This is a genomic window from Kitasatospora aureofaciens (assembly GCF_001188955.3).
GTDB classification, from domain to species: domain Bacteria; phylum Actinomycetota; class Actinomycetes; order Streptomycetales; family Streptomycetaceae; genus Kitasatospora; species Kitasatospora aureofaciens.
Window position 1 is genome coordinate 451,739 of the sequence record NZ_JPRF03000021.1, and the last position, 25,867, is coordinate 477,605.

The following is a 25,867-nucleotide window of genomic DNA, read 5'->3' on the forward strand; positions in this document are numbered from 1 at the left end:
TTCCGCTGACCGGAACCGAATCCTCCACCGGCCCCCTCCCGCATGGTCAAGCGTGGCGCCGCCGAACCTCCGGGCCGAACCTCCGGCCCCTTCGAATCTCGATTCCTCCTACCCAAGGCGCACCCATGAGACGCGGCACAAGCATCGAAGCAGACACATCCGGCGCCTAATCGGCCGGCACGAGCACGACCACCGGGGCGCTGTCGATCGCCACCGGTCTGTCCGGCTCCCTGCGTCACTGATCAACACCCGAAAAACCCAGAAGGGATAGGCACACAAATGCCTCCTGCAGTCGCCCGCGCCGGGGCGCCCCCCCGTCGACGCCTCGGCTTGATCCTGGCACTGCTGGCTTTCGCCCAGTGCATCTACGCCATTGACTACAGCATCGTTTTCGTGGCACTGCCCGAGATCCGTACCGGTGTCGGCTTCTCCGCGCAGAACCTCCAGTGGGTCGTCAGCGCCTACGCGGTCGCCTTCGGCGGCTTCCTGCTCCTCGGCGGCCGCGCGGCGGACCTCTTCGGCCGCCGCCGGATGTTCGCCTTCGGCCTGTTCCTCTACGCGGCCTCCTCGCTCGCCGGAGCGCTCGCGGGCGACCCGACGACCCTGATCGTCGCACGTGCCGTGCAGGGCATCGGCGGCGCCTTCCTCGCCCCCGCGACGCTCTCCCTGGTCACCACGACCTTCGCCGAAGGCCCCGAGCGCAACCGCGCCCTGGCGATCTGGGGCGGTGCCGGCGGTAGCGGCATGATCCTGGGCTCGCTGCTCGGCGGTGTGCTGACGGGCGCCTTCGGCTGGGCGTCGATCTTCTACGCCAACGTCCCGCTCGCCGGCGGCGCCATGCTGCTCACCTTCGTCATCATCCCGAAGGACACCGATCACGGGACCTCCGGTCGCAAGTTCGACCTGCCCGGTGCGCTGACCGCGACCGTCGGTTCGACGCTGCTGGTGTTCACCCTCGTCCAGGGACCGGTGTCGGGCTGGACCTCGCCGACGATCCTGATCACCGCGGCCATCGCGGTGATCGTCCTCACGGCGTTCTTCACCATCGAGGGCCGCGGCCGCGACCCGCTGCTGCCGCTGCGCCTGTTCCGCAACCGCAACCTGAGCACCGGTTCGGTCGTCACCTTCATCTTCATGGGGACGTTCGGTGCGCTGCCCTACTTCTACACCCTCTACTTCCAGAGCGTGCACGGCTACTCCGCGACGAAGAGCGGTCTCGCCTTCCTCGTGCCGTGTGTCGGGGTGCTCATCGGCAACCTGTCCGGCGGGAAGCTGGCCACCCGCTTCGGGGTGCGCGCCACGCTGATCGGCGCGCTCCTGACGGGGGTCGTCGGCACCGTGGCCTTCGCCTTCTCCGTCTCGCCGAGCGGCACGTACCTGGAGTTCGTCCCGGGTGTCCTCGTCCTGAGCCTCGGTCAGGGCACGGTGTTCACCGCGATGTACGCGGCGGCGACCACCGGCGTCGCGGCGGAGGACCAGGGCATCGCCTCGGGTGTCGCGTCCACCGGGCAGCAGGTCGGTGCCGCGGTCGGTCTCGCCGTCCTGGTGGCGATCGCCAACTCCGGTCACGAGGGACTGACCGGCGAGGCGCTGCGCGTGGCGACCTCCGACGGTGTGCGCACGGCCATGTGGGCCAGCGTGGTCGGCATGGTGGCGATCGTGCTGGTCGCGCTGAACTTCAGGCGCAGCACAGCGGTTCCGGCCGCCGAGGTGTCCGAGAAGCAGGACGGCGTGGCGTCGGCTGTCTGAACCCCTGACATGAATAAGTAAAAGCACGGGCGGCCCGTTCGGCCCGGTCGGCCGAGTCCGACCGAGCCGAACGGGCCGCCCCGCACCCTGACCGCGGCGCAGTACGGACCCGCACGGGACCCGCACCACCCCGAGGACCGCACCGCGAACACCCTCAGGCAGCCGAAAGAGAAGGAGGCGCAACTCCATGGACCAGATCGTGAACGTGGTCGGTGTCGGCGGTTCGAGCCGACCCGGATCAACCGCCGAGAAGGCCCTGCGGGTGGTACTGGACGCGGCGCAACGACGCGGCGCGGCAGTGCAGCTGATCAGCGGCCCCGCCCTGGCCATGCCGCTGTACGACCCCCGGCACGGTGCCACCGCACCGCAGGCCCGACGGCTCCTGGCAGCCGTCGCCGGCGCCGACGCCCTCGTGCTCGCCAGCCCCGCCTACCACGGCGGGATATCCGGCCTGGTGAAGAACGCCCTGGACCACGTCGAGGAACTGAGCGAGGACATACGGCCCTACTTCAGCGAGCGGGCCGTGGGATGCGTGGCGGTCGCCAACGGCTGGCAGGGCGCCGTCTCGACACTGGCCGCGCTGCGCGACGTGACCCACGCGCTGCGCGGCTGGCCCACGCCGCTGGGTGCCGCGATCAACACGTCGGCGGCGCGCTTCTCACCCGCCGGGGCCTGCATGGACGCCCACGTCCAGGGACAGCTGGAGGAAATGGCGGCGCAGGTCGTCGAGTTCGCCACCATGCGCGCCCTCGCGACGTCCAGGGCGCAAAGCGCCCGGTGACCGTCACCGCCGCCCGCCGCACAGATTCGCCGATCTGGGCTTCGACGGCTCGGCGCTGTTCGTGGACGGCGGCAAGCGAGCGGGCCAGGGAGGGCACCACCACGTCCAGGGTGGTGGTGCCCGGGACGACGACGGTCTGTTCGTCGAGTGCGTCGAAGATCTCGTCCACGAGGCGTTCGGCCATGCGCGGGGCCTTGGGCCGTATCAGGGTCACGAGTCTTCGTCGGCCGGCTTCGCGCAGGGCGGCCGGGGAGCCGTGCTGTTCGAGTAGGTGGGTGACGGCGGGGTGGTCGAGGCGCGGGCCGAGGACGCGTTCGAGGGAGGGGTGTAACTGGGTGAGCAGGCCGCGCAGGCGGTTGCTGGTGCGGGTGGCCTCGGCGGCGAGGTCCTGGTCGAAGCCGGTCAGGACGGTGAGCTGGGCTGCGGTCGCGTCGGCGAGTTCGAGGGCACGCAGGGTGTGGGGCATGGTGCGGGCGGCGTCCGCGATCACGTGGGCGTCGCGGGCGTCGGTCTTGGCTTCGCCGGGGTAGAGGTCGGCGGTGCGGCGCATGGCCAGGCCGGCAGGTAGGCGACCTCGCAGCCGGCGTCGCGTGCCACGGCGAGTGGCAGGGCGCCGATCGAGGCGGGCTGGTCGACGATGACCAGGACGTGGCCGAACTTGGCGGTGAGCTTGTCGAAGACGGCCCGCAGTTTCGGTTCGCCGTTGGGCAGTCGCTTGTCGAAGACGGTCTTGCCGGCTGTGGTCAGGCCGTGGCCGTGGTGGTCGCCCTTGCCGACGTCCAGGCCGAGGAAGACCGCGATGTCACTCGTGTCGAAAACCGAACCCCGAAGGTCGCTCGTCCGTCCCGGCCTCGCCCGTCGGCACCGTTCGCGCGCCTCCTCGTTACGCAGACCCGGCACCCGTCAGCGGCCGGGCGTTGCGCTCGGCCGGGTGCCGGTCAGGCCTCTCATCAGCGGTCACACGGTGCTCCGGGCCCGGTGACACCACCCCCCATCGAACTCCCCGGACGGCCGGCACCGTATCTCCAGCCTGGTGCGCTCCCAGCCGCGGGTCGCGCCCACCGCCGCCGTCACCTCCTCCAGGTCCTGGAAGGTTCCGGCCAGCTGGATCGACTGGGTCGCCGAGGTCGCCTGCGGCTTCGCACCGGGGACGGTGTAGCGAGTGGAGATGCCCAGGCCGTACGGGCCTTGGGTGCTGACCTGCACTGCCTCCGCCCATCCTTGGGGGGCGGTTGCCGTGATCTTCTCGGCCACCCGTGCAACGCCCTGCTCTATCAGCTCGGCCATGGTCTGCTCCGGTTCTGTCGGCCCTACCGGTGATCATCGCAGGGGGCCATGACAGACCCACGAGCCGGAGTGTCAAGCGGCGAGTGCGTGGGCCCGGTGGGACCGGGCTGTCGCCTCGTCGTACGGTGTTACCGGTTTTCAGGCAGCCGTGCAGGATGCCGACGAGGCGGTTGGCGAGTTGGCGCAGGGCTGCGTTTAACTCGATGCCGCGGGCCCGTTGTTGCTCGTAGTAGTCCCTGGCTCCGGGGGAGATCCGAAGTGCGGAGAAGGCTTGGGCGATCAGGGCGTCGATGATCCGGTCGTTGCAGCGTCGGCCGTGTCACTCTTGGCCCCCGACACCGCCAGACGCTCCCGATACCGCGAAGCCTGCAGCGGGTTGACCGCATACACCGTGTAGCCCGCGGCGATCAGCGGCTGCACCCACGGACCCCGATCGGTCTCGATCCCGATCACCACCTCGGCCTTGCTGTCCTCGCCGAGCTCGGCACCGATCATCGCGTGCAGGCGCTCGATCCCGGCCACGTCTTCCGGCAGCCGAGCTTTGGACAGCCGACGGCCCATGGCGTCCATCAGCTCGACGTCGTGGTGGTCCTGGGCCCAGTCGTCCCCAACGAACGGCAACTCGTACCGGACACCGAGTCTGCCGGACGGAGCCTCGGTGGGTCTTATCAGGGGACTGTGAGGCGTCGGTCGGCCGACGCGCGGGGCGGATCAGTTGCGTGTGCCGGCCGGTGGGCCGACGACGGTGGTGAGCTGGAGTTTGGTCTCGTCCTCGCTGCCCGGCGCGGCGGTCATGATGACGATCTTGAGCTCGGTGTCGCCGTCGGTCAGGACATCGCAGTCCACCGTGACCGGGCCCACCGACGGGTGGTCGACCGTCTTGCGGACCTCGCGGTTCGCGGTCACCTCTCCCTTCGCCCACAACTCGGCGAACCTCTCGTTGCCTGCGTTCAGGTCGCGTACCAGCGCGGCCAGGCGACTGTCCCGGGGGAAGCGGCCGGTGGCGTGGCGCAGGTCGGAGACGAGGGCGGCGTCGGTGGTGTCGGGGTCCGTCTCGGTGACCGGCCACATCACGAGGGGGGTGTGATCGGCGCCCACCGGGAACCTGTCGCGGGCGAAGTTGCGCATCCGCGGCGGCGCGACCGAGGGGTCTCCCAGCAGGGCGGCCCACCCGTGGTTCCACCACACCAGTTGCCAGTCCGCGGCGAACACGGCAACCGGTACGTCTCCGAGGCGGACGAGCACGCGCTGCATGCCCGGCGGGAGATGGTCGCAGATCGTGCCGTCGGCCGGCGGCACGATCTGGGCCAGCCGGTAGAGGTGGTCCCGCTCGGCGGTGGACAGCTGGAGGGCGCGTGCCAGGGACGCCACCACCGACACCGAGGGTGTCGTGGCCCGCCCCTGCTCCAGGCGCACGACGTAGTCGACCGACACCCCGGCCAGGTCGGCCAGTTCCTCGCGCCGCAGCCCGACCGCCCGGCGCTTGCGGACGACCGACACCCCGGCGGCCGACGGGGGCAGCCGGTTTCGCCAGGTGCGGATCATCGCGCCCAGCCCGGCCCCCGGAGGTGTCGTCGTCATGCTCTCCATCCTCCGGCATCCCCGATCGCCTGTGGGGACGCAAGGGTGGTACTGGTCTTCCCACCGTCGAAGCGTCTCTGGTCCAGCTCCCTCGCCGAGGCAACCATCGACGGCATGACGATCACTTTCATCACCGGAGCCAACAAGGGCATCGGCCGCGAGACCGCCCGCCGCCTCATCGCCTGCGGCCACACCGTTCTCCTGGGAGCCCGCGACCGCGAGCGGGGTGAGGAGGCGGCCGCCGCGCTGGGCGCACGCTTCGTCCCGATCGACGTGACCGACGACGCGTCCGTGGCCGCCGCCGCCGCGGACGTCGCCGAGCGCGAGGGCAGGATCGACGTCCTGATCAACAACGCGGGGGTACAGGGTCCCTTCGGTGATCCCGGCGACCTCACCGCCGCCGACGCCCGCGCCGTCCTCGACGTCAACGTCGTCGGCGTCGTCCGCACCACCACCGCGTTCCTGCCGCTGCTACGCCGTTCGGACGACCCCGTGATCATCAACGTCAGCAGCGGCATGGGCTCCCTCGCCTTCACCCACGACCCCGGCCGAACCGAGTCGCTCGTCGCCGTGCCGCTGTACGCCTCCTCGAAGGCGGCGCTGACGATGTTGACCACGCAGTACGCCAAGGGTCTCAAGGGCATGCGCGTCAACGCCGCCGACCCCGGCTACACCGCGACCGACATCAACGGTCACAGCGGCTCCCAGACCGTCACCGAGGGCACGGACGCGATCGTCGTCCTCGCCACCGAGGGGCCCGGTGCCGGCACCGGACGCTTCGTCGACCGCCATGGCGAGATCGCCTGGTCCTGACACCGGCGGCCCGGAGACTGCCGCCTCCGACCAGCGTGAGAACCCCGGGCGACTGTCACGCCAGCCCTTTGACCTGCTTCTTCAAGTTAGCGGAGGCTCATCCCACCCCTACCGTCGCCCCTACCTCCACCGTCCCGCATCCAGTGCCCTCCACCGCCTCGGACCCGGTGCCCTCCGCCGTCGCGTCCGGGCCCCAAAAGCGCAGAACGGCCGAACCGACCTTGCTGCGCCGACGCACTCAGTCCCTACCGGCGACGGCCCGTCCGCCACTCGCGAGGTGGCGGACGGGCCGTTCTTCACCCGGGCCGGGATCACGGTCCAGCGGGTGCTGACCGGACAACGGCGCCTGCTACCGCTCACACATCTGGCGCGATGCCCTCGCCGCCGAGGGCATCGCCCACAAGCGCACCCGCCCCTACCGCCCGCAGACCAACGGCAAGGTCGAACGCTTCAAGTGCGCCACGAGGCGCTCTGTCGTATCCCCGGCATAGCCGGGAGGAAATCGGGAGGAGGTTCCTGGGCCTAATGGCTTACCCGAATCCGAAAGGTGAAGGGGACAAGAGCATGCCAGGAAACCGGCAGCCGGGTCCAGGCGTAAGGGACGGTGTGCCGGGAAGGCCCGCGTGATATGGCGAAGGCTTGATTGCTTGAATCCCAATCTCCAGGAGATGGAAGTTCACATCCACCGGAAAGACGCCTGAAACCGGTGCCGTCCCTGCGGAGGCCGCGTTGAACGGAATCCGCAACTCTCGGGGACAGGAGCGATGCCCAGTGAGGGCATTTAAGGAGATGAATGGGGCGCCTACGTCACGCTAGAACGTGCGACAGAGACGAACGTGGGATCGCCTAACGGGCGCGAGCCCCATGGCGACGGAGGCCCCGTAGTAGTCGCCGGAGTTACGGCCGGCCAAGGAGGACGGGAAAGCCGTCCGCATCGGGCGAAGGGGGCCAGGTGATCGGACACCCTAGGGCGGGGAGGTATGCGAAATGCAGAGCGCCGAAACGGTGCTGGGTGTCCTGCGTGAGCGCGGCAGGCGCGGTCTGCCGTGTGGGGAACTGTATCGACAGATGTTCAACCCGCAGTTGTATCTGCTGGCCTATGGACGCATCTACTCCAACAAGGGGGCGATGACACCAGGGGCCACGCAGGAGACCGTGGACGGCATGTCGATGGGACGGATCAATCGCATCATCGATGCGATGCGTCACGAACGCTATCGATTCCGTCCGGTGAGGCGAGTTCATATCCCTAAGAAACGGAGCGGGAAAACTCGCCCTCTCGGCCTGCCCGCTTGGTCGGACAAGCTAGTTGGCGAGGTGGTGCGTCTCCTATTGGAGGCGTACCACGACCCGACTTTCTCTGGCCGATCCCACGGATTCCGTCCCCGGAGGGGATGCCACACCGCACTGCGCGAAGTGGCCAACACCTGGACGGGGACGACCTGGTTCATCGAGGGCGACATCGCCGACTGCTTCGGAAGCCTGGACCACGGGGTCCTGCTCCGGGCCCTGGGCGAGAACGTCCACGACAACCGGTTCCTGCGGCTGGTGCGGAACATGCTGACAGCCGGATACCTGGAGGACTGGATCTGGCACACGACGCTCAGCGGAGCCCCGCAGGGCGGCGTGGCCTCACCGATCCTGTCCAACATCTACCTGCATAAACTGGACACGTTTGTTGAGAAGGAGCTAATCCCTAAATACACCCGAGGCGGTCTCCGAGCTCGCAGCTCGGAATACCGCAGGGTGGAATCGGCAATCGCACGAGCCCGACGAAAGGGCGACCGGGCCGAGGTTCGGTCTCTCTACCGGCGGCTGCACAGCTTGCCCAGCCAGGACCCTTATGATCCCGGCTACCGGCGGCTGCGGTACGTGCGGTATGCCGACGACACCCTTCTCGGGTTCGTCGGACCAAAGGCCGAGGCCGAGGAAATCAAACAGCGTCTAGCGACGTTCCTGCGTGAAGATCTCAAGCTGGAGCTGTCACAGGACAAAACGCTGATCACCCATGCCCGAACAGGCAGGGCGAGATTCCTCGGCTATGAGATCGCGACGGCGAGCACGGACCGCAGAACGCGGCGCCCCTCCGGGACGGACCGGCGAAACCGCCGTTCCCTCAACGGGGCGATCACTCTGCACGTGCCCAAAACAGTGATCAAGGCCAAATGCTCCCCGTATATGGCAGGCGGGAAACCCGCGTGCCAGAACTCTCTGGTGAATGAAACCGACTACGTCATCGTCGGTAAGTTTGCCGTCGAGTACCGGGGAGTCGTCCAGTACTACCTGATGGCCGGTGACGTCTTCCGACTTCACAGGCTGCGATGGGTCATGGAAACAGCGATGCTCAGGACCCTCGCAAGGAAGCACGGCTCAACGGTGTCGAAGATGGCGGCCCGCTTCAAGGCCAAGATCAACACCCCGCACGGGCCGCGCATTTGTTTCGAGGCGCGCATGCCTCGCGACAACAGGAAGGAACTGGTTGCACGGTTCGGAGGGATTCCCCTGAAGCGGCAGAAGACGGCCGAGTTGACCGACCGTCTGACCGGCCCCGTCTACCCGCAAAAGGAGTTGATCCGTCGACTCCAGGGAAATCGGTGCGAGGTTTGTGAACAGACTGGTGAGGTGGAGGTTCACCACATCAGGTCACTGAACGACCTCGCCCGACTTGACGGGCCATCCCCCGATTGGGCGAACCTCATGGCCAAGCGCCGGCGGAAGGCCCTCGTGGTCTGCGGCGCCTGCCACGAGCGGATCCACATCGGGAAGCCGAGCCCGACGCTCACGCAGTAGTCACTGGAGAGCCGGATGCTCGGAAACGGGCCAGTCCGGTTCGGAGGGAGGCCGAGCGGAAAAGGGCCTGCACTGGCAGGCACCTCGCCGCTCGGCCGACCCTACCCGCACCCTGCTCGACGAGTGGGCCTACGCCAGGCCCTACCGAACCGAGCAGGAACGCCGCGACGCCTTCACCGACTGGCTGCACACCTACAATCACCACCGCGGACACACCGCCACGGCGACGCGGGCCACGACCTGCCGGAGCGGTGGGACGAGGTGCAGCGCCGGGCCGCAACCGCGAGCGGTGTGTCAGTAAGGGCCCGGCCCGGTTTGCGGCCGGGACGCCGTTCGTTGGCCGCCGGGATCCGGACGAGCTGGCCGCCGACGCCTATAGGGACGGCTACACCGGCCCTCGCATGGACTGGTGACCCGAAGAGAAGGCGTGACAAGGGGGCCGGCCGGGACAGTTCGCTGTCCCGGCCGGCGCTTGTGGTTGGTGGTCAGGAGGGCGGTCGGCGCTCCGGCGCGGGCCTGCTTCGTCAGCCGGCCAGCAGTTCGGCGGCGATCCGGGCGCGGTGTGGTGCCAGTTCGGCGGTGATCGAGGCGCTTTCGGCGGCGGTGACGGTGACGGCGGCGTCCCCGTCCCCGGCGCGGGCGGCCAGGGCGATCCGCAGGTGGGTCGGCGGGTGGGAGCCGTCCACGGCGGACCGGTCACGGGCACTGAGCCGCAGCAGGCGCTCCCGCTCGACGGCGGGGACGGAGGCGAGGTGCTCGCGCACCCGCTCCCAGAGCAGGTCCGGCGCGGGTGGCGCGGGCGCGTCCTCGGTCCGGCGGCTCCGGGACCGGCCGATCCGGGGCCGTCCCCGTTCCTCGGCCCGGACTCGGTGGATCGCGGTGTCCACCGAGCCGGGCAGCAGCAGCGCCGCGAGCATGCCCCGGGCCGCCTCGCCGCCCGCTACCCGGCCGGCGAGCACGTCCGAGTGGTACTCGGCCTGCTGGCCGGCCCGGGAAGTGAGCCGGTCGAACAGCACCAGCCCCTGGTAGAGCACCCAGGCGACGCCCCGCAGCACCAGCCGGCCGAACACCGCGCCGAGCCGCACCAGCATCGAGACCTCGTCCCGGCCTGCGACCGGCCCGTCGTGGCCCGGGCGGGCCATGTCGTACCAGGCCCAGAGCGCCGAGACGGCGCTGTACAGCCAGAACGAGCGCCGGCGGTCGCCGTTGACCCGGTGGCCGAACTCGTGGCCGAGCAGGGCTGTCCGCTCCCGGTCGTCCAGTACCTCCCACAGCGGCAGGCCGATCCGCAGCACTGACCGGCGGCGCAGCCCGACCAGCCCGTACGAGGCGTTGAACTCGTCGGTGACCTGGATGACGTCCACCGGGCGGGCGCCGACCTCGGCGGCCACCCGGTCGGCCAGACCGTACAGGGCCGGCGCCCCGGCCCGGTCGAGCACGCCCACGTCCTTCGGCAGCCGGCCGAGCCGGGGCCGCAGGGTCACCGCGATCACCAGCACCACCGCGCCGACGCAGCGCTGCACGACGGTCCCGGTGATCAGCAGCCAGAGCGCCAGGGCGAAGGTGCCGACGGTGACGAGGTGGATCACCCCGGCCGCGGCGGAGGCCAGCAGCCAGTCCCGGCGGGCGGTGGGGGAGTGGCCCCCGGCGGCCTGCTCCTCGTAGAGCCGGTCGGTGCGGGCGGCCGCGGCCCGCTCGCGCCGAGTGGGCCCGGGGGCGGCGTCTTCGTCGGGAACGAGGTTCCAGTCGCAGGCCGGGCACCAGACGAGGAAGCGCGGGTCGTCGGTCAGGGGGACGGCACAGCGCGGGCACGGCGAACCGTGGACGGGCCTGTCGGCGGACGCCGCGGCGGGCGGCTCGGGGTAGGTCGACACGGTTGATCATGATGGCGGGCCGGAGCGCCGATGGGCAGAGGGGTTATTCGTATCGTGACCATGCCCGTTCCCCTTCGGGCTGCCCCTGGCCAGGACGGCGGTGAGCATCTCGGCGACGGCCGGGCTCTCCCCGACGGCCAGGTACGGTCCGCGGTGACCGTGTCGGTGGACTGCCGTCGGCTTGCGGGGTGTTCGACGGCTCGCCCGTCTTCCTCTGTCGGACCGCCTCGGCGGTCCAGGCGTGCAGGGTGTGGCGGGTCGGTTGTTCAGTGGTGGGTGTTGGTCGGCTGGGGGTTCATGGGTTGGTTGAGACGGACCGGTTCGTGGTGGGATCGGGTTCGGGGGTGGGCCTGGTTCTGGTGGTGTTGTCGACCGGGTGCCTTGGGTCGTTTGACCTGCGTGTTTTGGTGGTCGGTTGAGAGTTGCGGGATGGCGTGAGAAGTAGTGGGTTTTCCGCGGTCTGGATGAGAGCCCTGTATGCGCCGGGATGGCCGGTGTGAACCGCGCCGGGTTTGACCGAGACTTCCATAGCTCGGCGAAGGCTGGCGAGCCGGTGCGCTGCAACAGTATCGGCAGGTTGGGATATTCGGCTGTGCGGAATAGCGTCCGTGAACTCACCGCGGGGCAGCCGGGCGCCGCTGGGGCCGTGTCTTGTTCTGGCATGAATAGACTCCTCTCATCAGCGCTTACGTTCGGGTGGTGTGGCCGAGAGCAGGGGGACGTGGTGTCGACGGTCGACGTGCAGAGAGTCTGGAAGCCGTCTGTAACGGAACTATGGGCGGGACGACGCCCTCTGTGGTGGACGGTTGGCCCGACGGGGGAGCTGGCTGTTCTGCTCGTCCATCGGCAGTACCTACGCCGAAGCCGCTACGTAAAGGGGTGGGTGGGATGGGGCCCGCAGGTCCCATTCGATGGGGTGCTCGTGATTCGCCAGGCTGATGGGTCACTTCAACGTCGACCGATCAAGGACGTGCCGGTCAGGCCAAGCCACATCGCTCTTCTCCCGAAATCCCGACTCCTCATAGCAAGCGGTCGAGCGGGCAAGGAGGAGTCGGGAGCGTGGAGCCCGAACGCCGTGGTGTTTTCTCTGGAAAGTGGTGACCAAGAGACCAACTTCTGCATCGGCGACGACATCCCTGCTCTGGTGACCGATCGCGGGGGATCGATCTGGACGGCTTACGGAGACGAAGGCATCTACGGAGGGCATCCGGAGTCTGCAGCCGGTCTTGCCGGTTGGAGTGCCGAAGGTCAGGCAACCTGGGCCCCGGGAGGCCGCCTTCCTGACGTGCCTTTGGAGGGATGCACCGCTGCCACCGAGGGGGACCGGGTCTGGCTGATCTGGTATTCCGGCAGTCGGCGGGGAGGCACGTTCTTGACGCGGATCACCCCGTCGACCGGTGAGGTGACCAGTTGGCGCAGCCCCGTAGGTGACCCGGACGGGTTCGCCGTGCGCGGCCGTCGAGCAGTCCTGACCAAGCGCGTTCACAACCAGCGGTCAACCGAAGTGGTGCGAGCTGAGCTGGATGGTGAAACCTGGAGTGTGACCGAGCGGCGCAGGATTCGAGTGCCCGGACGGGTGGTCATGCGCTGCGGTCAGGGTCGTGACGGTCTCCTGTGGCTTCGCGCTGGCGACACTTGGCTTCGCATCGAAGCGTGAGAGCAGCCCTGCCGTTGGTGCAGAGAAGATCGGCCAAGTACATCCCGTTGAGCCCAGCCGTCCGCAGCTCGGCGAAGACCGGCGAGCCGGTGTGCTGCAACAGCCGGCGCGCCGGCCACCGCCGGTCCAGCACGGCATAGGTGGCCGCCGACCACGCGAACCCGGCGGCCACCCCGGTCACCGACAGATGAAACGGGACGAAGAGCCACACCAGGCCGAGAACCGCGGCCATGACCATGTGGTACTGGCCGACGTGGGCCAGACACGCGGCCCAGCCCCGGCGCGGATTCGCCCCGGCAGCCACGTCCTCCGACTTCGGCGTACTCTTGTTCGCCGCCTGGTGGTCGCTCTGCCCAAAGACGCGATCCGCGACATTGTGACCGACTGCCAGCACGGCCCAGATCGGTCCGAACGCCGCCAGCGTCGCCGGCTGCTCGATCGTCGTCATCGGGCACCCCCAGCCGCGGCCAGGCACCGTGGTCCAGAATCAGGGCATGGACGTCCCCAAGCTGCTGGAAGCAGCCTCCCTGCTGGTCCCCGAAGAGATCGCCACCGAAAACGACATCACGATCAACGACGTCTGGGACTACCTCACCCACGATGAGTGGGAAGTGGCCCTTGGGCTTCTGGAGGAACTCGGCGACGTCCACCCGCTCCCGCTCAGCTTCTGGGAGACCCTCGCCACGGCCGCCGAGCACATGCAGCTGAAGAACAGCGCGGCATGGTGCCACTGGCGCTGCTACGAAACTCGCAACGGGATCATCCGAGCTGACCTCACCCTCCGACCGGCCAGCGAGAGCCGACGGCAGATCCCCTTCTCCGGAGCTGGCGTTCTCCGGCCGATGTGGAACATCGGAAACCGAACCCCGACCGGCGAACCGACCCTCAACATCGCGGCCCTCTGGGTCGAATCCACACCCTTCCTGGGGCCCGGCGAGCGAGCCTCGGTCCGACTCGCGCCCCTCGACCCCTCGCAGTGGCGTCACCTTCAGTCCGGCCAAACGATCGCCATGCACGAGGACCGGACCGTCGCCGGAACGGCTGTCGTCCTGGAAGTCCACGCGCCTACGGCCACGCCCACCACATAAAACCTGCTGGCCGCCGCTCCCATTGGTGCAGAGAAGGTGGAGGCCGCAGATGCCGTCGGTCGTGGGGTTGCTGGAACAGCGAGAACTCGCTGTTCGCCGTCGTGTGGACGAGTTGCTGGAGGAGGCCGACGGTATCCAGGCTGAGCTGGCCGTGGCCGAGCGGGACTGGAAGGAGTGGGTCATCGCCCGCTACCGGGTCGGCGAGGTGCTGGCCCCGACCGACGGTGGTGTTGCAGACCTCGGCTCCTCGGAGGACCTGCGGGATCCGGGTGAACCGGGGATGCGGCCCGAGGCCCCGGGCGCGGCGAAGCCGAAGTCGGTGGTTGCCGATGTGGCGCTTCGGGCTGGCCTGGTCGGCATTTTCGGTGGACGGGGCTTCTCCCGGGAACGTGGCCAAGCAATCGCTCGGCACGGGTGAGCACCCGCTCCTCGATCACGATCGCCTTGCCGGGCTGGGCTCGGCTCGCGTGTTGGATCGGTGTCTCTGGAGTCAGCAGTTCTGCTGGCGGCTCACCGATGGGGCCGCCGTCCTTCCCGGTGGGCGCGCCGAGGCGACGCTCCCGCAGCTCGTGATACGTGAAGCGGGCATGGCCGCCCGCCGTCGAGCCTTGCCCACTGTGTTCTCCTGTCCCCTCGCGATATCCGCCCTATGGCGTCGTGAGGGCAGCAGGATGTTTCAAAAAAATCTTCAACGGGCCGGATCAGGCCTCCCGGGCGGGGTACTCAGGCTGAACTCGTGATGTCGGGCCACTGAGCTGCTCAGGCCCTCCCCGCGCTGTGCTCCATGGACGACGAGACCATCTGCGGCCCGACCGTCTACGCCTGGACCCAGGGCCAGGGGATCGAGCACGGCTACCTCGCCGACTACCGGGTCCTGGTCCCGGTGGTCACGGACGAGGATCTGCGCGACCTGCTCAACCTGTCCGCCGTCGCCGACCTGCGCACCCAGCGCTCGAACGAGGACCTGCTGCGCCTCGCGTTGCAGGTCGCGGTGCTGCGGGCGGTCGCGGACCTGGACCTGCGCCGCGTGATCACGTTCCACTCGCGGGTGGCCGGGGCGCGGGAGTTCGCCGCGGACCTGCTGGCGGCGGCCGCGCTGCTGAAGGACGCGGACCGGTCGGAGCGGATCTGGGCGAAGGCGATGGCCGGCACCGACCGCCTCAGGGACCGCCGCGTCTCCGACGAAGGCGAGATCCCTTGGTGACGGCTCGTCTCCGACGAGGGTGAGGTCCCTTGGGTTGGCAGGCGGATGGCCGCGGTCGGCAGGGAGACGTGCGCCTTCTCATTGCCCGCACCGGGCCGCCCGCGGTCGGCGTCAGGGCTGTTCCGGCTCCTCGCCGGTCGATGCCGGGGCGGTCCGGGCAAGGCCGGCGAGCAGCAGGTCGATCATGCGGCGGGCCTGGTAGTCGGGGAAGTTCTCCACTCCGATGCACAGGTTGCCGATGGCGAGCATGAAGTCGTAGGCCCGTACGTCGGAGCGCGTGTATCCAGCGGCGGTGGACGCCTTCAACAGCTGGTCGAGCACGGGCATCAGGCGCTCGACGAACTCGTTGTGCAGGCTCTCGAATCCCGCTTGGTCCGAGTGCAGCGCCTCGGCGAGGCCGTGCTTGGTGACCAGGAAGTCGACGAATTGGTGGACCCACTGCCGCAGGACCTCGTACGGCGTGCCGGCAGTCGGCGCCGCGTCGACGGCGGCGGCGAGCGCGTCGACCTGATGCCGGAAGACCGCCACCACCAGGTCCGCCCGGGTGGGGAAATGGCGGTAGATCGTGCCCATGCCGAGGCCCGACTCCGCGGCGATCTCCCGCACGGGGGCGTCGATCCCCATGCGGACGAAAACGGCCGCGGCCGCGTCCAGGAGCTTCTGCTCGTTGCGGCGTACGTCGGCTCGCTTACGTCCTGCAGATGCTGACGGCGTGTCGGCCGTGGACATCGTGCGCACCTCCTGCTTGAAAAGCGGAGCGACGCTCCGTATCGTGATCCGGAGCGGCGCTCCGGATTCTCATTTTGCCAGACACCGCGCAGCAGGGGCCCACTGGGCTCGTCCGAGAAAGGCATTCGTTTCGTGAGCGACAACACGTCCGCCGACGGCGGCAACGACTTCACCGCCCCGGTCATCTCCGTCAACCCGATCTCGCTGGCCGCTCCGGACCGCGGTCAGGATCTGGAGGTCCGGATCACGGCGCCGACCACCGGCGGCAACCTGCCCGTCGTCGTCTTCTCCCATGGCATGAGCCTGACCATGGACGCCTACGTACCGCTGGTCGGCTACTGGGCCGCCCGCGGGTTCATGGTCGTCCAGCCCACCCATCTCGACTCCCTCGGCCTCGCCCCCGACGACCCGCGCTCCCCGCTCATCTGGCGCATCCGTACCGCCGACCTCACGGCCGTCCTCGACCAGCTCGACACGATCGAAGCCGCTGTGCCCGGGTTGGCCGGCCGCGTCGACCACGACCGCATCGCGGTCGCCGGACACTCCTGGGGCGCACAGACCGCCAGCACCCTCGCGGGTGCACGGGTCGTAGGCGCCGACGGCCTTCCCGGTGAGAGCATGGCCGACCCCCGTGTCAGTGCCGCCGTGCTGCTGTGCCTGCCCGGCACCGGCGGCGCCGACCTGAGCCCGCTCGCCACCCAGTACTTCCCGTTCATGAACCCTGATTTCGCCGAGCTGAAGACGCCCAGCCTCATGGTCGCCGGCGACCGCGACCAGTCCCCGCTGACGGTACGCGGTCCGGACTGGTTCACCGACGGCTACCGGCTCAGCCCGGGCGCCACCGATCTGCTGACCTTGTTCGGGGCGGAACACGGACTCGGCGGCATCCAGGGAGCCAACGACACGCGCACCACCGACGAAAGCCCCGAGCGTGTCGCGCTCGTGCAGCAGGCCACTCTGGCGTACTTGCGTACCGCGCTGGGCCTCGACCAGAGCGCATGGCCCACCGCCCGTCGGGCGCTGGCCGCGGCTGATGCCCCGCTGGGAAGCATCGACTCGAAGTGACCATCCTCCTCGTGCCGACCGGCACGCCCAGTTCTGGATCATGACCGCCCCTGCGCAGGTCGCCTACGACGACATCCTGCGGGTCTGGCGTGAAGCGGACGGCATCGAACAGATCGAGCACGCCTGGCTGTTCGTCCACCTCATGCCGCTCGGCGGCTGGATCGCCGTCGAGCACCAGGGTCCCGGCAAGCCCGGCCGGGTCGTCGTGGGCACCCTGGCCGACCGCAGACCTTCGCCACCGCCGACCTCACCCTGGACGTGTTCCACCAGTCCAGCCGGCACCTGGCCGACGCCGTCCCACCCCGCACCCCTGGCCACCGCCGCCCGCACGCCCGCGGTACCGATGCCCAACCTCACCCTGGGCCAGACCACCGGCCGGACCGCACCCACCGACCGAGGCCTGGGCGACGCACACCGCGACTACGCCCTCGGCGACGGCCTGGTCCACCTCACCTGGCCCACCGCCCCGCACATCCAGGCCCTCGAACGCCGCGGCCGCCTCCTCGGCTGGACCGAGGTCGACGACGACAACAACTCCTGGATCACCCTCATCAACGGCCACCCCATCGCCGACGCCGCCGACAACCTCCCCCTACTCTCCACCAACCCCACCGACGCCCTCACCCTCCTGCGCCTGGCCGTCGAGCGAGGCCTCAGCGGCATCGCGCCCGGCTGGGTGCTCCCCCGCAGCGCAGGGTGATCCCGGCCTGGGCGAGGCTGGCCGTAATGCGCCCTAGCGAGACGGTGCGGGCCGTCTGTCCATGGGGCGTCGGGCGATCGCGGCCGCTGACAACGACGTCTGGAGGGGCTTCGGCCATCCCATCCGGTATGCGCACAGTGAACCCGCTCCTGGGGCGACGCGGGCGTGCGCCCAGCGTCACCGCCGCGACGTCGCCGACTGCGCCCGGGAGGCCGCCCACCGGGCCGTGCACCGGTGCGGATTTCGGGGCCCTTGCTCTCCACCGCACACGCGGTGGAGAGCAAGGGCCATTCCCACCCCGCGGGACCCGGCCGACTGCTACACGGTGGTGCGCCCTCCCGGCGGGAGCCAGGCGACCGAGTACATCGCGGTCGCTGAGAGCCGGTGGCGCCAGCGGCTGGCCGGGCGCAGCCTCGGCGTCAGGCGCTGGCCGCGTGCTGGTGGGCGCGGCACGATGTGGAGTCCACGCTCGTAGGCTCCAGTCGAGACAACCCTTGGCGTCTGCCTTGACCTGCAGGGAGGTCAGGATCCGGTCCCAGGCACTGTCGGCACACCAGGGGCGATGCCGGTCGTACACCGTCGTCCACGGCCCGAAACGGGGGCAGATCCCGCCATGGCACGCCGGTGCGCGCCCGGTAGGGGATCCCGTTGATCACCCGTCGCTGGCCGGCCCACCCGGCCGCCCTGCCGCCCGTTCTCCGGCAGGTGCGGCTTCAGCCGCTCCGATTCGTCCCTGCTCAGTTCTCCCGCCCTGTGACCCAGTACGACGAGCTGCGACGGTCACAAGGTCCGCCGTACAGAACCTAGCCGTTCGGGGGCTTCGGGGTCCTCGGGTCGAAGGGCGCGGTGCCGAGGGGCGGGGCCGTCGGTGGGTTCGGGGCGCTCCGAGGGCCCGGTGGTGTCCTCCGGTGCACGGAGCGGCTCCACAGGAGCAGCTTGCGGACCGTCTCGGCGACACCGGCGGCCAGGGCCGCCGCACCCATGATGATCACCAGGATCACCAGGACGTTCCGGTGCTCGCGTGCATCGGGGCACTCCACTGGCTCCGGCGTGCTGGTGATGGTCATGCCGTTCTCGTCCCTGGTCATGGTCGTGTGGATCCTGCTGTGGGACCAGAGCGACCCGCAGTCCCCGCCCTTCGCCTCGACCGGCATGCCGCCCCAGAGCAGGCCCCCCAGGAGCAGGACCGCCCCCATCACCGTCAACCGCAATGCACCCGCCATCGTTCGTCCCCCCGACGCGTCCCCGTAGCGCTCTGCTATGGGGATACCGCACGGGCCGGGCGCTGTCAGCACCACGGGAGAGAGCTCCGGCGAAACTCGTCCATCTGCAGGTCCGGACGTCGACGCGCCCGCTCAGTGCCCCTCGGGCCCTGCTTACCGTCGGCCCACTGCATGTTCAACGGTCGTCGCAGGCACCGGGGGAAAGTCCGACGAGCAGGGCGGAGACGTACCTGACCTCGGGCGGTCTGGTCGTCCGGACGACCTGGCACGAGCCCGCTTGCCCGACCTGGGCCCTGCGGTGACCGCTGGCACGGTGGCCGGGCCGGTCCGGGTGCGGGTGCGCGCGGTGCTCGTCCACGACGGCCGGGTGTGTCTGATCCGTCGCCAGCGGGAAGCCGGCCACCAGCACTTGCTGCCCGGCGGTCTGGTCGAGGACGGCGAAGACCCGATTGGCGCGCTGCGCCGGGAACTGCGCGAGGAGCTCGGCCTCGACCTGGCGGTGCTGCCCGCGCCGCCGGTGCTGCGCTTCGACCAGGAGACCGAGCGGCCGGGCGAGACCACGCCGTTCCGGCGCCGGCGCCTGGTCTTCACCGCCCACCTGCCCGCCCACCTGGTGCAGGCCGTCGCCGGCGGGCGGGCAGGTCAGTCGAGGTCTTGGACGCGGCGGTCGACGCGGCCATAGGTGCCGGCCTGCTGGCGCTGAACGACGCCGGCACGGCGTGCGACCCGAGCCTGATGGCCGAGCAGTGCCTGCAAGCCGTCCCGTACCTGGTGCTCGCGGTGGCCCTGGCGTCCGCCGACCTCGACTGAGCAACTGACCACCTGCCGGTGCGCGCCACGGGGTGAAAGCCGGAGGCCTGCGGCTCCGTCCACCCGCATGCTCGCTCGTGCCGGCCGCGGGGGCAGCCGGGCCGTGCTGGACGAGGTCTTTGATACGGGCTACGCCAGCCGGGACGGCCCGACCCGTGTCCTGCCCTGCCTGTGTCTCCTGCGCCAGCGCCACTCGCGCGGCGCTCGTCCCCTGCCGTGTGCTTTGAGGCGGGGTGCCAATACGGGGTGATGATCACCTGGTACCACTCGTGGTCGAGGATGCAGCCGGCCTTGCCACCGACCGCCGCGTCACAGCGCAGGTCGGGCCCGTAGAAGTCCCCCTCGGTGTTGAGGGGGTAGGCGCCCAGGGTCTCGCCGGACACGTGGTAAGCGGGGTGGATCTGCTCGATGCCGTCCTTGGCGACATGGGAGTCGTAGTCGACGGTCGAGCTCCCGCCCGCGTCCCTGTCCAGGATCACGGGCGCGCCGCCCCAGGCGGGCCCGCTCGTCGTGCAACCGCCGCTGCACATGGACCTGAAGGACGGCGTCCCGCCCTCGACGTTGGGCGTCATCTCGGCGGCCAGGGCGGTCCTACGTCGAAAGGGTCTCGCCCGTCGTGCGCCACCCGTGTCGAGCATGTTGTCGAACCCGGCTGGTGCGACTAGCCCGGCTTGTGACACCTACCTTCAGGGCATCCAGCTCGTCGCACTCTGCGATGTACAACACAGCGCCAGCCTCGACCAGAGCATGGAAGTTCCGGCCTTGGCGGGCGCCAGCATCCGCCGTCTTGGTATACACGCCGCGATAGTGCCGGACGCCACCGACAGCGTTGCGGCTCCCGATACCGTCCGGCAGCGAGCAGGTCTGTCCCGCATACCGAGCATGGGGTGGGGATTTGTTTCGCGAATCCTCATCAACCCCGCCAACACCCTCACCCTGCTGCGCCAGGCCTCGCCCGAAACCTCGGCACGCAGGAGGACGGGCGCGGGAGGTGCGTGCACTCGCATGGCCGGGCGGCGAGGCCGGGTGCGTGAGCATCATGAGCGAGGACCCGGTGAGCCCTGATCAGGTGTACGCGGCCTTGGTGGCGTTGAGGAGGGAACCGATTCTCGACCCGGAGCTGTGGCCGGACGGCCCTCAGCAGGATGACTTGCGCAGGCTGCTGGGTGTCCTGCTGGCCGTGGTGGAGCTGGAGATCACCGCTGCCACCCGGCTGGGAAGCGACCAGGACACGGATGTCGCCGAAGTGCTGCCCGGGTGGACCGACCAGGTGGGAGCGACTCCTGGTCTGTTCGCCAACGTGCTGGCCAACCGTCTGCAGCGCACTGTCCAGCTCATGGGACTGGACGAGGTCGAAGAAGGAGGGGAAACGTCGCCGGGCCGTATGGCGTCGTCCATGGCCGTGGTCGCCGCGGCGGACACTCTGGACGCCGATCTGAACTTCCAGTCCGGTGACATCGACGGTGTCCGGCAAGCGCTGGGCCGGGCGGAGGCGTCCGTCATCGAGATCCAGCAGAGCATGCACGACCTGCGGGTGGCCATCGGCGACGCGCAAGAGGAATGAACCCGCTCCCGGACAAACCGGTAGGACAGGGTCCCTTGACCGGCCGGCCTGGCAGAACGCATCCCCCCACGCCCGCCCTGCGGACCCGGCCCGTACTGGTCGGAAGACACCCCCTGGACCCGCCGGGAGCAACCCTGGCGGCAGCGCGGCGGGGGCACGCACAGACTGGTACAGGCCGGTCCGCGTCCGAACCCCCGAGCGGGCAGCGGACCGGCGCCCCTCATCCACGCGCCGCTTCCCAAACCACCGACAGCCCTGTCCGCCCGCTGTTGGAGCGCTGCCGGATGGCATGTCCGGCCTCGGGACTGGTAGGCCCGCGTGTTGAGGTGTCGCGTATTCAAGGCTGAGGCCAGCCGCTCATTACGTAGAGTCAGCATCCTCTGTCGCCACCGCACCGGTGCGGCCACCACTTGGGCGCTGTCCAGATAACAACCTCCTCGGCCGGTACGCGTTCTGCCGACCGCAGGAGGCCGGACGCCGGCCACTGCATGAGTCGACGACGCGACCGGGCGCCGCGTCGTCGACTACGCCTTAAGCGTTCGGGTCCCAGGCGAAGAGCCGCTCGAAGATGACCCGGTCGCCGTCGATCTTCACCGAGTCCAGCGGGGTGCGTCCGTAGAACCACAGGACCAGCTCACCGGCCGTGCCCCGGGCGGAGGCGTCGGCCGGGGCCTGGGCCTCGCCCTCGCCGGCCGCCGGAAGGCGGACGGCGCGGGCGCCGTCCGCCTCGACCGTGAAGCGCCAGGAGCGGCCCTCGGTGGCGTGGTAGTCGACGACGGCCGGCTCGTGCGGCCAGACGCCCGACCACGCGCAGCAGGTGAACAGGAAGTCCTCGACGCCGTCCAGCGCCACCTGCGCCGGCAGCGGCTGCGCGGCGCCCACGGTGAGCTGGGCGTCATAGGCGTGCACCGCGATCTCCTGAAGCTGGTGCCGGGCGACGGCACCGCTGGTCCGCGGCGACTGCGAGGCGCCCCACCACGTCCAGCACTCGGCGTCCGGGCCGACCTCCCGCAGGGTGTCCAGCAGCTCCTGCGTCGACGCGGCCAGCCAGGCCACCAACGCCTCGCGCTCCCGGGGCGCCTGCGCCTCGGCGCGCGCCGCCACGGCCTCGGCCGGCGGGGCGTCGGCCGGACCGGCCTCGACGACGGCGGCCCAGAACGGGCGGCCCGAGCCCAGGTGCCGCGCCAGGTCGAACAGCGTCCACTCAGGACAGGTCGGCACCTGCACGTCCAGGCTGGGCGCGGCGGCGATCGCGGCCCGGAAGGCCGTCGCCCGCTCGTCGATCAGTCGCAGCAGGTCAGGGAGTTCAAGATTCTTCTGCACTACGGCTGTCTATCACCGCACTCCGGCGGCCGAAAGCGAATTTCCCGGCCGCCACCCGCATCCGCCGCCTGCCGGCCTCTGAGGCTGGTGAGCTTGTCGTCGAAGGTGGCCAGATGGAAGACGTGGCATTTCGCGTTCCACCTGGTGCCCGAACTTCCTGAGACGCTGCTCGCAGGCCGTGAGCGGGAGTACGTGAGCTGGTTCCTCAAGGTCAAGGCCCTTGATCCCGGCACGTTCGACAACGCCGAGCTCGATTACTACGCGGCGGCCGTCGCCGCCGACGGCGGCCTGCGCGCGAGTCTCGCCTACTACCGGGACGCCGCCGAGTCGGCGCGCAAGAACCACCAGGCGCTCGAGCGGCGGCGCCTGACGGTGCCCGTCCTCGGGATCTCCAGCAGTCACGGCTCCGTTCCGGACATGGCGCCCTCCATCAGGCCGTGGACCGAGAACACCACCGGAGTCGTCGTGCCGGACGCCGGTCACTTCATCCCCGATGAACAGCCCGAAGCCGTCGCTGCCGCTCTGACCGACTTCATCACCGCCGACGATCGGTGAGGGCATCCTGGGCACCGCAAAGCGCCGATGCTGATCGCAGGGGACGGACGTCGCTGACCGTCCTGCTCCGGTGGTCAGCTGTCGGTGGGCCGGCGTCGGAGGCGCGCCAGCCTCGGCAGGACGGCAAGCAGTAGCAGGCTGTGTACCTTCTACCGCATTGTCAGCGCCTCGCTGCGTAAGCCCCGCGTCCTCTACGGGCTCCCGTACGGCGGGGTCGTGTGGCTCAGCGGATACGTGGTACTTCCGATCGCGGGACTCCACAAACCCATCTGGACCTACGATGCCAAGACGCTGGGTGATGATCTGACCGCCCACCTCGCCTACGGCGTCGTGCACGAGCAGCGCTTTCTGGTTGCTGAGCAGGGCTTCCGTGTTCTCGCGGCAACTGCAGTCCGCGATCCGCGGTGACGGCGTGCCGATCGTCACCGCCGAAATGACTTACCGATACGGCCCGGACCGGACCGGACCTCGGTGCCCGAATACCGCTCGCCCGGTATGACCTTGCCGCCGGACCGACCTTCCTCGTCCGCGAGGGACCGGCCGCCCGCAGCCACGACGGGTGTGCGAGGTCCGCCAGCCGTTACCCGCCTTCTGAAGGCGGGTCACAACGCGATCCTGGCCGAGCGGCCCCGGTCAGTGCCGGCGTTCGGTGACTTGCGGCGACAGCCCGCGAATCAGTCAGGAGGGTGATGCCGTGAATTATTGGCTTCTTCGAGGGAATGCTGGAGCACCGCTGAATCCCGCTCATGGCGCCGCCGCCCGCAGGCCTCGTCGTCAACGGGCCATGAGACCGACGTACGGAGGTACCAGATGGCCGAGCTCCCCCCACCGCCAGAAGGAATTGTGCTGGCCCACTTCATCGTCTCGGACGATGTAGAGCGCTCTCGACGCTTCTACACCGAAGTACTCGGCGGCCGGGTGGCCTACTCCGGCCCCGGAGGGCTGACCTATGTCGCCCTGGCCAACAGCTGGATCATCATCAATGTCGGCGGAGGGCCGACCGACGACAAGCCGACGGTCACCCTGGACACGCCACGCGATCCCGACCGGGTCAGCAGTTTCCTCAATATCCGGGTCAAGGACGTCCATGCCTTGTACGCGGAGTGGAGCGCCCGGGGCGCCCGGTTTCTGACACCGCCTAAACAGCACGAGTACGAGATCCGCTGCTACATCCGCGATCCCGACGGCCACCTGATCGAAGTAGGGCAGACTACCGACCCCGAGGGAGACTGGTCGCCCGCTCACTGGCCGCCAAGTACGCGCGCTGGCGATTCGGAGTGAATGCCAGGGTCCCGGCCACACTCGGCGAGTCCCGCCTGTCCGGGAATCGCGGGAGATGGAAGCCCGATCCGGGCCGAGAAACGAATCGGAATTTCAGAGAGCAGGCTGTCGCAAGGTAATGGCATACATGCAGAGGGTCATATCTATAACCCGGCACGCCATGACCGTGACCGGCTGACCCGTCGCACCTCACCGTCCCGGCCAGCTCGGGTCAAGGCCGCCACCCGCCCCGACCCGAACCCCACCGTGTCCGACGGCTGGCACTGGCCTTGTGCAGCAGCTGGGTCGCGCCCGCCGCCCGGACCCGGCCCGCCCGATCCTGGACGTCGGCGGCCTGGACGTTGGCGGCCTGGACGGATCGGGCCTGCTCGTCGGCGGCGCGGTCGTCGTCGACGCCGACGACCGCGCGCTCCTGCTCTCCATGATGCATTGGGGCGTGGACGGCTGTATCGCGTGGTCGTACGACCCGGGGGTGTGGAGCACGACCGTCTACCTGCACAACCGCTGTCACACCACCCGCCTGGCGAAGATCGCGTGGAAGTGGTCCGGACTGAAAGTCTCGGAGATCAAGCCGGCAGGGGACGCCAAGGCCCACCCGGTGAGTTCCGCCCCGCAAGGCCGGTGAGCCTCGCCCCGTCGAACTCCCCACTGCAGGTCAGGGACACGATGCGATCCGTGGAGCAGTCGCATTCGCAGTCGCACCCGTGTCCGGCCGCCGGCCGCTGGCCGCCTACTGCGACCGGCGCCCCGCGAACGCCGGCTGCCGGTGAGTTCCGCCTCGCTGAAAGCTGTTTGCCCTCTTATGTCTGTGGGGGTTGTGTTACTGGGGTCGTGTTTGCCCAGGTGGAGAGGCCATTCTGTGGGGCCTGTGTTCCGGGGACGGGCACCGGGTCAGGTCTGCCGGAAGCGGATCAGCGGTGGATGCTCCACAGTGTCCGGATTGGCCCGCGGGTCGTAGGCGGCCAGGTCGGCTGCCCGCACTCGCTCGGCGATCCGCAGCAACTCCTGGCGGTCTGCCTCGGCGGCCCGAGCCCGGCCCGAGGTCAGGTTCTCCCTCCCCACCGGCCCGGCAGGAACCCCGCCCGCGACCGCCCACGCCGCCCGGCGCGCTCCCTTCCCTTCCCCGGACCCACCCGCCCGCCCGCCCCGCCCGCCGTACCGGAGTGTCCGGTCAACGACGGGTCAACGTCGTGGTGGGCAGACACGTCCCACGGCAAGGATGGACGCCGAACCGCCCGCCACCGCGCGGCAGTTGGCGCCACCGGCGGCACGGTCGGCTCGCAACGGATCGTTCGTCCCGTCCGAATCGAAGGGGAAGACATGCAGTTCAAGCTGGGGCGCCGAGTCGCCTCCCTCGCCGCGGTGACCGCACTGACCGTCACGGGGTTGGGGCTCGCGTCGGGAAGCGCGTCCGCCGCAACCGGATCCGACTCCAACTCCGCGCACGGCGTGGAGATCACGGGCTGGCACACACTGGACGACAACCCGTGGGTGTCCGCCCGGCTGTGCAACTACCAGAGCTCGGCGAACAGCTTCTACTTCTGGATCAAGGACACGGCGGGCGACAACGTCACCAGCCCCGGGCACATCACCCCCGTCCTCGCGCCCGGCCAGTGCGACTACATCTCCGGCGAGGACTACGGCAGCACCCCGATCCAGGTCTACGCGAGGTCCGGAAGCTCCTGGACCTTCGGCACCGACCCGATCTACCTCGGCTGACAGCCGCCCCGCACCGCACCCGCTGACCGCCAGGCCTGGGTGTGCTGCCACCGCCGGGTGGCAGCACACCGTCA

At 69.7% G+C, this 25,867-nt stretch carries 23 protein-coding genes and 7 pseudogenes; 19 read left to right on the forward strand and 11 right to left on the reverse strand.

Annotated elements, in window-relative coordinates; genetic code table 11:
• Nucleotides 1–330: 330 nt before the first annotated feature.
• Nucleotides 331–1,749: an MFS transporter gene (locus HS99_RS14660; RefSeq protein ID WP_232543236.1), complete on the forward strand. Its 1,419-nt coding sequence runs from the start codon at nucleotides 331–333 to the stop codon at nucleotides 1,747–1,749.
• 187 nt (nucleotides 1,750–1,936) lie between these two features.
• Nucleotides 1,937–2,530: an NADPH-dependent FMN reductase gene (locus HS99_RS14665; RefSeq protein ID WP_030555141.1), complete on the forward strand. Its 594-nt coding sequence runs from the start codon at nucleotides 1,937–1,939 to the stop codon at nucleotides 2,528–2,530.
• Nucleotides 2,531–2,561: 31 nt separating this feature from the next.
• Here HS99_RS14665 and HS99_RS14670 read toward each other — a convergent pair.
• The 4 genes and pseudogenes from HS99_RS14670 to HS99_RS14685 all read right to left on the reverse strand — a co-directional run.
• Nucleotides 2,562–3,331: pseudogene (locus HS99_RS14670) on the reverse strand (IS110 family transposase); the annotation flags it as partial.
• 156 nt (nucleotides 3,332–3,487) lie between these two features.
• Nucleotides 3,488–3,817: a hypothetical protein gene (locus HS99_RS14675; protein WP_030555139.1), complete on the reverse strand. Its 330-nt coding sequence runs from the start codon at nucleotides 3,815–3,817 to the stop codon at nucleotides 3,488–3,490.
• 306 nt (nucleotides 3,818–4,123) lie between these two features.
• Nucleotides 4,124–4,438 (reverse strand): annotated as a pseudogene (locus tag HS99_RS42500) (IS110 family transposase); the annotation flags it as partial.
• 90 nt (nucleotides 4,439–4,528) lie between these two features.
• Nucleotides 4,529–5,407: a helix-turn-helix transcriptional regulator gene (locus HS99_RS14685; protein ID WP_030555136.1), complete on the reverse strand. Its 879-nt coding sequence runs from the start codon at nucleotides 5,405–5,407 to the stop codon at nucleotides 4,529–4,531.
• A gap of 105 nt (nucleotides 5,408–5,512) precedes the next feature.
• On the opposite strand from HS99_RS14685, the gene HS99_RS14690 reads away from it, so the two are divergent.
• The 4 genes and pseudogenes from HS99_RS14690 to HS99_RS46615 all read left to right on the forward strand — a co-directional run.
• Nucleotides 5,513–6,211, forward strand: coding sequence for an SDR family NAD(P)-dependent oxidoreductase (locus tag HS99_RS14690; RefSeq protein ID WP_030555134.1), 699 nt, complete (start codon nucleotides 5,513–5,515; stop codon nucleotides 6,209–6,211).
• Between the two features lie 292 nt (nucleotides 6,212–6,503).
• Nucleotides 6,504–6,663: pseudogene (locus tag HS99_RS41150) on the forward strand (IS481 family transposase); the annotation flags it as partial.
• A 535-nt stretch (nucleotides 6,664–7,198) separates the two neighbouring features.
• Nucleotides 7,199–9,001 carry a reverse transcriptase domain-containing protein gene (locus HS99_RS14695; RefSeq protein ID WP_030555132.1) on the forward strand — a complete coding sequence of 601 codons (1,803 nt, stop codon included), beginning with the start codon at nucleotides 7,199–7,201 and terminating at the stop codon, nucleotides 8,999–9,001.
• 106 nt (nucleotides 9,002–9,107) lie between these two features.
• A pseudogene (locus tag HS99_RS46615) lies at nucleotides 9,108–9,302 on the forward strand (hypothetical protein); the annotation flags it as partial.
• 223 nt (nucleotides 9,303–9,525) lie between these two features.
• Here the strand turns inward: HS99_RS46615 and HS99_RS14700 are convergent.
• Both HS99_RS14700 and HS99_RS14705 read right to left on the reverse strand, forming a co-directional pair.
• Nucleotides 9,526–10,875: a M48 family metallopeptidase gene (locus tag HS99_RS14700; RefSeq protein WP_046385428.1), complete on the reverse strand. Its 1,350-nt coding sequence runs from the start codon at nucleotides 10,873–10,875 to the stop codon at nucleotides 9,526–9,528.
• A 1,580-nt stretch (nucleotides 10,876–12,455) separates the two neighbouring features.
• Entirely contained in the window at nucleotides 12,456–12,980 is a 525-nt protein-coding gene (locus HS99_RS14705) for a hypothetical protein (protein ID WP_050366207.1), read from the reverse strand.
• A gap of 46 nt (nucleotides 12,981–13,026) precedes the next feature.
• On the opposite strand from HS99_RS14705, the gene HS99_RS14710 reads away from it, so the two are divergent.
• The 3 genes and pseudogenes from HS99_RS14710 to HS99_RS14720 all read left to right on the forward strand — a co-directional run bounded on the left by HS99_RS14710 (nucleotide 13,027) and on the right by HS99_RS14720 (nucleotide 14,824).
• Nucleotides 13,027–13,620, forward strand: a complete 594-nt coding sequence (locus tag HS99_RS14710) for a hypothetical protein (protein WP_030555126.1) — start codon at nucleotides 13,027–13,029, stop codon at nucleotides 13,618–13,620.
• Nucleotides 13,621–13,669: 49 nt separating this feature from the next.
• A pseudogene (locus HS99_RS14715) lies at nucleotides 13,670–13,991 on the forward strand (hypothetical protein); the annotation flags it as partial.
• Nucleotides 13,992–14,404: 413 nt separating this feature from the next.
• A complete protein-coding gene (locus HS99_RS14720) occupies nucleotides 14,405–14,824 on the forward strand; it encodes a hypothetical protein (RefSeq protein ID WP_030555124.1) in 420 nt (139 codons plus the stop codon).
• Nucleotides 14,825–14,935: 111 nt separating this feature from the next.
• On the opposite strand, the gene HS99_RS14725 is transcribed toward HS99_RS14720, so the two are convergent.
• On the reverse strand, nucleotides 14,936–15,553 hold the full coding sequence (locus HS99_RS14725) for a TetR/AcrR family transcriptional regulator (RefSeq protein ID WP_030555122.1): 618 nt from the start codon (nucleotides 15,551–15,553) through the stop codon (nucleotides 14,936–14,938).
• Between the two features lie 132 nt (nucleotides 15,554–15,685).
• Between HS99_RS14725 and HS99_RS14730 the strand changes: the two genes are divergently transcribed.
• Both HS99_RS14730 and HS99_RS48400 read left to right on the forward strand, forming a co-directional pair.
• On the forward strand, nucleotides 15,686–16,618 hold the full coding sequence (locus HS99_RS14730; protein ID WP_030555120.1) for an alpha/beta hydrolase family protein: 933 nt from the start codon (nucleotides 15,686–15,688) through the stop codon (nucleotides 16,616–16,618).
• Nucleotides 16,619–16,658: 40 nt separating this feature from the next.
• Nucleotides 16,659–17,318, forward strand: a complete 660-nt coding sequence (locus HS99_RS48400; RefSeq protein ID WP_030555118.1) for a hypothetical protein — start codon at nucleotides 16,659–16,661, stop codon at nucleotides 17,316–17,318.
• A gap of 422 nt (nucleotides 17,319–17,740) precedes the next feature.
• On the opposite strand, the pseudogene HS99_RS46625 reads toward HS99_RS48400, so the two are convergent.
• A pseudogene (locus HS99_RS46625) lies at nucleotides 17,741–18,080 on the reverse strand (transposase); the annotation flags it as partial.
• A 41-nt stretch (nucleotides 18,081–18,121) separates the two neighbouring features.
• On the reverse strand, nucleotides 18,122–18,541 hold the full coding sequence (locus HS99_RS14740) for a hypothetical protein (protein WP_030555116.1): 420 nt from the start codon (nucleotides 18,539–18,541) through the stop codon (nucleotides 18,122–18,124).
• A gap of 298 nt (nucleotides 18,542–18,839) precedes the next feature.
• Between HS99_RS14740 and HS99_RS46630 the strand changes: the two genes are divergently transcribed.
• The 3 genes from HS99_RS46630 (at nucleotide 18,840) to HS99_RS14750 (ending at nucleotide 20,915) form a co-directional block, all read left to right on the forward strand.
• Nucleotides 18,840–19,223, forward strand: a complete 384-nt coding sequence (locus HS99_RS46630; RefSeq protein ID WP_050366280.1) for an NUDIX hydrolase — start codon at nucleotides 18,840–18,842, stop codon at nucleotides 19,221–19,223.
• Nucleotides 19,196–19,351 carry a hypothetical protein gene (locus HS99_RS44865; RefSeq protein ID WP_157881747.1) on the forward strand — a complete coding sequence of 52 codons (156 nt, stop codon included), beginning with the start codon at nucleotides 19,196–19,198 and terminating at the stop codon, nucleotides 19,349–19,351. Before HS99_RS46630 ends, HS99_RS44865 begins: the two co-directional genes overlap by 28 nt.
• 1,030 nt (nucleotides 19,352–20,381) lie before the next feature.
• Entirely contained in the window at nucleotides 20,382–20,915 is a 534-nt protein-coding gene (locus HS99_RS14750) for a hypothetical protein (RefSeq protein WP_046385388.1), read from the forward strand.
• Nucleotides 20,916–21,446: 531 nt separating this feature from the next.
• Here the strand turns inward: HS99_RS14750 and HS99_RS14755 are convergent.
• Nucleotides 21,447–22,238, reverse strand: a complete 792-nt coding sequence (locus HS99_RS14755) for a maleylpyruvate isomerase family mycothiol-dependent enzyme (protein ID WP_030555110.1) — start codon at nucleotides 22,236–22,238, stop codon at nucleotides 21,447–21,449.
• A gap of 114 nt (nucleotides 22,239–22,352) precedes the next feature.
• On the opposite strand from HS99_RS14755, the pseudogene HS99_RS14760 reads away from it, so the two are divergent.
• The 4 genes and pseudogenes from HS99_RS14760 to HS99_RS14775 all read left to right on the forward strand — a co-directional run.
• A pseudogene (locus HS99_RS14760) lies at nucleotides 22,353–22,793 on the forward strand (alpha/beta fold hydrolase); the annotation flags it as partial.
• Between the two features lie 216 nt (nucleotides 22,794–23,009).
• Nucleotides 23,010–23,201, forward strand: a complete 192-nt coding sequence (locus tag HS99_RS44060; protein ID WP_141763725.1) for a hypothetical protein — start codon at nucleotides 23,010–23,012, stop codon at nucleotides 23,199–23,201.
• Nucleotides 23,202–23,603: 402 nt separating this feature from the next.
• Entirely contained in the window at nucleotides 23,604–24,074 is a 471-nt protein-coding gene (locus tag HS99_RS14770) for a VOC family protein (protein WP_030555105.1), read from the forward strand.
• Nucleotides 24,075–24,345: 271 nt separating this feature from the next.
• Nucleotides 24,346–24,699: a hypothetical protein gene (locus HS99_RS14775; RefSeq protein ID WP_030555103.1), complete on the forward strand. Its 354-nt coding sequence runs from the start codon at nucleotides 24,346–24,348 to the stop codon at nucleotides 24,697–24,699.
• Nucleotides 24,700–24,965: 266 nt separating this feature from the next.
• Here HS99_RS14775 and HS99_RS44870 read toward each other — a convergent pair whose 3' ends face one another.
• Entirely contained in the window at nucleotides 24,966–25,136 is a 171-nt protein-coding gene (locus HS99_RS44870; RefSeq protein ID WP_157881746.1) for a hypothetical protein, read from the reverse strand.
• 258 nt (nucleotides 25,137–25,394) lie between these two features.
• Between HS99_RS44870 and HS99_RS14780 the strand changes: the two genes are divergently transcribed.
• Nucleotides 25,395–25,793 carry a hypothetical protein gene (locus HS99_RS14780; protein ID WP_030555101.1) on the forward strand — a complete coding sequence of 133 codons (399 nt, stop codon included), beginning with the start codon at nucleotides 25,395–25,397 and terminating at the stop codon, nucleotides 25,791–25,793.
• The last annotated feature ends 74 nt before the right edge of the window (nucleotides 25,794–25,867 follow it).

Excerpts from the sequence above, each read along its gene's own strand:
- HS99_RS14665 (WP_030555141.1), top strand. The coding sequence starts at position 1,937 with ATGGACCAGATCGTGAACGTGGTCGGTGTCGGCGGTTCGAGCCGACCC.
- HS99_RS14675 (WP_030555139.1), bottom strand. The coding sequence starts at position 3,817 with ATGGCCGAGCTGATAGAGCAGGGCGTTGCACGGGTGGCCGAGAAGATC.
- HS99_RS14685 (WP_030555136.1), bottom strand. The coding sequence starts at position 5,407 with ATGGAGAGCATGACGACGACACCTCCGGGGGCCGGGCTGGGCGCGATG.
- HS99_RS14690 (WP_030555134.1), top strand. The coding sequence starts at position 5,513 with ATGACGATCACTTTCATCACCGGAGCCAACAAGGGCATCGGCCGCGAG.
- HS99_RS14695 (WP_030555132.1), top strand. The coding sequence starts at position 7,199 with ATGCAGAGCGCCGAAACGGTGCTGGGTGTCCTGCGTGAGCGCGGCAGG.
- HS99_RS14705 (WP_050366207.1), bottom strand. The coding sequence starts at position 12,980 with ATGACGACGATCGAGCAGCCGGCGACGCTGGCGGCGTTCGGACCGATC.
- HS99_RS14710 (WP_030555126.1), top strand. The coding sequence starts at position 13,027 with ATGGACGTCCCCAAGCTGCTGGAAGCAGCCTCCCTGCTGGTCCCCGAA.
- HS99_RS14720 (WP_030555124.1), top strand. The coding sequence starts at position 14,405 with ATGGACGACGAGACCATCTGCGGCCCGACCGTCTACGCCTGGACCCAG.
- HS99_RS14725 (WP_030555122.1), bottom strand. The coding sequence starts at position 15,553 with ATGTCCACGGCCGACACGCCGTCAGCATCTGCAGGACGTAAGCGAGCC.
- HS99_RS48400 (WP_030555118.1), top strand. The coding sequence starts at position 16,659 with ATGACCGCCCCTGCGCAGGTCGCCTACGACGACATCCTGCGGGTCTGG.
- HS99_RS14740 (WP_030555116.1), bottom strand. The coding sequence starts at position 18,541 with ATGGCGGGTGCATTGCGGTTGACGGTGATGGGGGCGGTCCTGCTCCTG.
- HS99_RS14770 (WP_030555105.1), top strand. The coding sequence starts at position 23,604 with ATGGCCGAGCTCCCCCCACCGCCAGAAGGAATTGTGCTGGCCCACTTC.
- HS99_RS14780 (WP_030555101.1), top strand. The coding sequence starts at position 25,395 with ATGCAGTTCAAGCTGGGGCGCCGAGTCGCCTCCCTCGCCGCGGTGACC.